Genomic DNA, 3,197 nt, shown 5'->3' with positions numbered 1-3,197 from the left:
GCTGCGCGCCTGCCCGAGCCCGACCGATGCGGTGCTGGCCGGCCTGACCCGCGACCTCGCGGACGCGTATCGCGACGGGCACCTCACCGACGTGCTGTTCGGCCTCCTCGAGCGCAAGGTCTCGGACCTGTCGGCGATCCACACCGCCTGCGAGCGCATCCACGGAACGCCCCTGCCCTTCGCCTACACGCTGCTGCTCTACCGCACGGCGTGGCTCTACTGCCTGCTGCTGCCATTCGGCCTGTCGGCCTCGCTCGGCTGGGCGACGCCGGTCGCGACCATGCTGGTGGCGTACACCTTCTTCGGCCTCGACGCGCTCGGCGACGAACTCGAGGAGCCCTTCGGCCTCGAGGCGAACGACCTGCCCCTCGACGCGATGCTGCGCACGGCCGAGCGCACGGTGCTCGACGCCCTCGGCGAGCCGCTGCCGCCTGCGATGGAGCCGGTGCGCTACCGGCTGGACTGAGCGGGCGGGACCTTCGCACACGGCGTTCGGCGTCCATTTTTTCGCGAAGTCGCGCGGTCACGCCCGCGTCGGGGCCATGTCCGGTCCGGGGCCGAGCCGCCGCTGCATCAGCACGGTGCCGAGCCAGCGCCCGTGCTTGTGGCCGACGTTGTCCAGCACGCCGACATGCGCGAAGCCCAGGGCCGCATGGAGGGCGGCCGACGTCTCCGAGCCCGGATCGGTGATCACCGCCACCATCACCCGCGCATCGATCGCCTCGCAGGCCGCGATCAGGGCCGCCAGGAGGGCGCGGCCCATCCCGAGCCCGCGCGCGGCCTCGGCGACGTAGACCGAATCCTCCACCGTCGAGCGGTAGGCCGCCCGCGCGCGGTACGGGCCGGCATAGGCGTATCCGCGAACGACGCCGTCCTGCTCGGCGACGAGGTAGGGGAAGCCGTCCGCGACCAGCGCCGACCGGCGGCGCGCCATCTCGGCCTCCGTCGGCGGCTCGACCTCGAAGCTCGCCGTGCCGTTCAGGACGGCGTCGGCGTAGATCCGGGTGATCGCGGGAATGTCGGCCTCCACGGCCGGCCGCAGGTTCGGCGTCATCGCTCCGCTCACGCAAAGAAGGGGCCGGCGCGCATGCGCCGGCCCCTCTGCCGTCAACCGTGCGGCGGCCGATCGAGGACCGCCCGTGGCTTACTCGGCCGCGGTCATCTCGGCGGTGAAATGGCCGCACCAGTCCTGAGAAGCCACCACCGGCCACAGGCCCTTCGACTCGGGAGCCGGCTGGCTCACCGGCGGGTTGAAGCGGCACAGGCCCTGGTCGCCGGCGGCGGAGGCGCCGTTGGTCTTGTGGTCGTCGAAGAAGCGGCAGCTGTCGCAGGAGGCGTTGGTCGAGGTCATGGGGTCACTCCGGTTCTGGCGTCTGTCGCGAGCCCTGGAAACCGTCGCCGGCCCCGTTGCCCGTCTGCAGTTCTTAATTAGAACAGCTCCAATGAAGCGTCAACCGGTCGGCGAGCGCGTGGTTCCCGCGCTCGCTGCGATCTGCGGAAACCGATCGCGGCATGGCGCCTGCTGGCGGGTGACGGACTGAGCGCGGAAACGCCGGTCGTTGCGGCCCGCCTGTCACCCGCTGCCGGTCCGTGGGCGGCGAGCGTCATCGACTCGCCATGGGCCCTCCCCTAACGTCCGGGGCGGAACCGGCGCCGGTGCCGGTTGGGAGGGTCCCGCCCATGGTGCTGGAAACCGAATCGGCCCTGGAATCGGCCACTGCGCTGGCCACGAGCGAGGCGAAATCCGCCCGCACCGACCTCATCGAGGCGGCGGCCTCGGTCGTCGGCGGGCGCGGCGGCCCGGGCGGCTTCGTCCGCGACCTGTTCGGGCGGGTGCCGCCGGAGGATCTGGCGCCCTACCCGGCCGAGGCGCTGGCCGACCTCGCGATCGCCGCCCGCGACCATCTCGCGATGCCCCGCGCCACCGGGTCGGCGGCGAACCTGCGCCTCGTCGACGTGGCTTTGCCCGCCCTCGGGCGCACCCGCGAGCTGACCGTCGTCGAGGTCGTCAACGACAACCGGCCCTACCTGCTCGATTCGACCCTGGCCGAGCTGACCGAGCAGGGCCTGACGCCCCACCTCGTCGCCCACCCGATCCTCGGCGTCGAGCGGGATGGGGCGGGCGCCCTGCTCCGCGTCGTCGGCGAGACCACGGCGGACGCCCACGGCGCGCTGCTGCGCGAGAGCTTCATCCACATCCACCTCGACCGGCTCGATGCCGGCGAGGCGCGCGAACGCCTCGAAGCCGGCCTCGCCCAGGTCTTCCGGGACGTGGCCCTCGTCACGGACGACAACGACGCGATGCTGGCGCGGCTGGCGGAGCTCGCCGAGGGCTACGGCCGCAACCCCCCGCCCCTACCGGAGGGCGAGGTCGCCGAGGCGCGGGCCTTCCTCGAATGGCTGCGCGACGGCCACTTCACCCTGCTCGGCATGCGCGAGCACGCGCTGCCCGGCGAGGCCGCCACCGAGGCCGAGAGCCTCGGCATCCTGCGCGATCCCGGCCTCGCGGTGCTGCGCCGCGGCCGGGCGCTGGTCGACATGACGCCGGAGATCGTGGCCTTCCTCGAAGAGCCGCACGCGCTGATCATCACCAAGTCGAGCCTCAAGGCCCGCGTCCACCGGGCGGCGCATCTCGACTACGTCGCGGTGAAGCTCTTCTCCACCACCGGCAAGCTCACCGGCGAGGTCCGCATCGTCGGGCTGTTCACCGCGGCCGCCTACACCGCGCTCGCCCGCGAGGTGCCGTATCTCCGCGGCAAGGTTGCGGCCGTGGTGGAAAAGGCCGGCCTCGACCCGACGAGCCATGCGGGCCGAGCGCTGCTCGCGGTGCTCGAGACCTACCCGCGCGACGACCTGTTCCAGATCGACGTGGACCGGCTGTTCCGCTTCACCCTCGCCATCGCCAACCTCGCCGACCGGCCGCGCATCCGCGTCCTGTCCCGGACCGACCGGTTCGGGCGCTTCGTCTCGCTCCTCGTCTACGTGCCTAAGGACCGCTACGATTCGGTCGTGCGGGCCCGCATCGGCGCCTACCTGGCGCAGGAGCACGGCGGCCGGCTCTCGGCGACCTATCCCGACCTGCCCGAGGGGCCGCTGGCGCGCATCCACTACGTGGTCGGCTTCTCGGAGGCCGGCGCGCCGGAGCGCGACCCGTCGGCGCTCGAAGCCGGGATCGCCGCCTTGGTGCGGACCTGGGG

At 72.8% G+C, this 3,197-nt stretch carries 3 protein-coding genes and 1 pseudogene; 2 read left to right on the top strand and 2 right to left on the bottom strand.

The window, feature by feature from the left end; all coding sequences use genetic code 11:
• Positions 1-466: bestrophin family ion channel (locus FV222_RS21195; RefSeq protein ID WP_281406902.1), on the top strand; the 466-nt coding region annotated here is incomplete at its 5' end.
• A gap of 57 nt (positions 467-523) precedes the next feature.
• Here the strand turns inward: FV222_RS21195 and FV222_RS21190 are convergent.
• Together FV222_RS21190 and FV222_RS21185 are read right to left on the bottom strand one after the other, a co-directional pair.
• Positions 524-1,054 (bottom strand): GNAT family N-acetyltransferase, encoded by a 531-nt coding sequence (locus tag FV222_RS21190; protein WP_147762068.1) that lies wholly within the window; start codon positions 1,052-1,054, stop codon positions 524-526.
• Positions 1,055-1,144: 90 nt separating this feature from the next.
• Complete coding sequence (locus FV222_RS21185) at positions 1,145-1,351, bottom strand: hypothetical protein (protein WP_147751923.1); 207 nt, start codon at positions 1,349-1,351, stop codon at positions 1,145-1,147.
• A gap of 329 nt (positions 1,352-1,680) precedes the next feature.
• Between FV222_RS21185 and FV222_RS21180 the strand changes: the two are divergent.
• Positions 1,681-3,197: pseudogene (locus tag FV222_RS21180) on the top strand (NAD-glutamate dehydrogenase domain-containing protein); the annotation flags it as partial.

The sequence above is a fragment of the Methylobacterium sp. WL103 genome, assembly GCF_008039885.1.
Taxonomy (GTDB): domain Bacteria; phylum Pseudomonadota; class Alphaproteobacteria; order Rhizobiales; family Beijerinckiaceae; genus Methylobacterium; species Methylobacterium cerastii.
The sequence above is the reverse complement of the archived record's forward strand: the minus strand, read 5'-3'. Positions and strand labels throughout refer to the sequence as shown.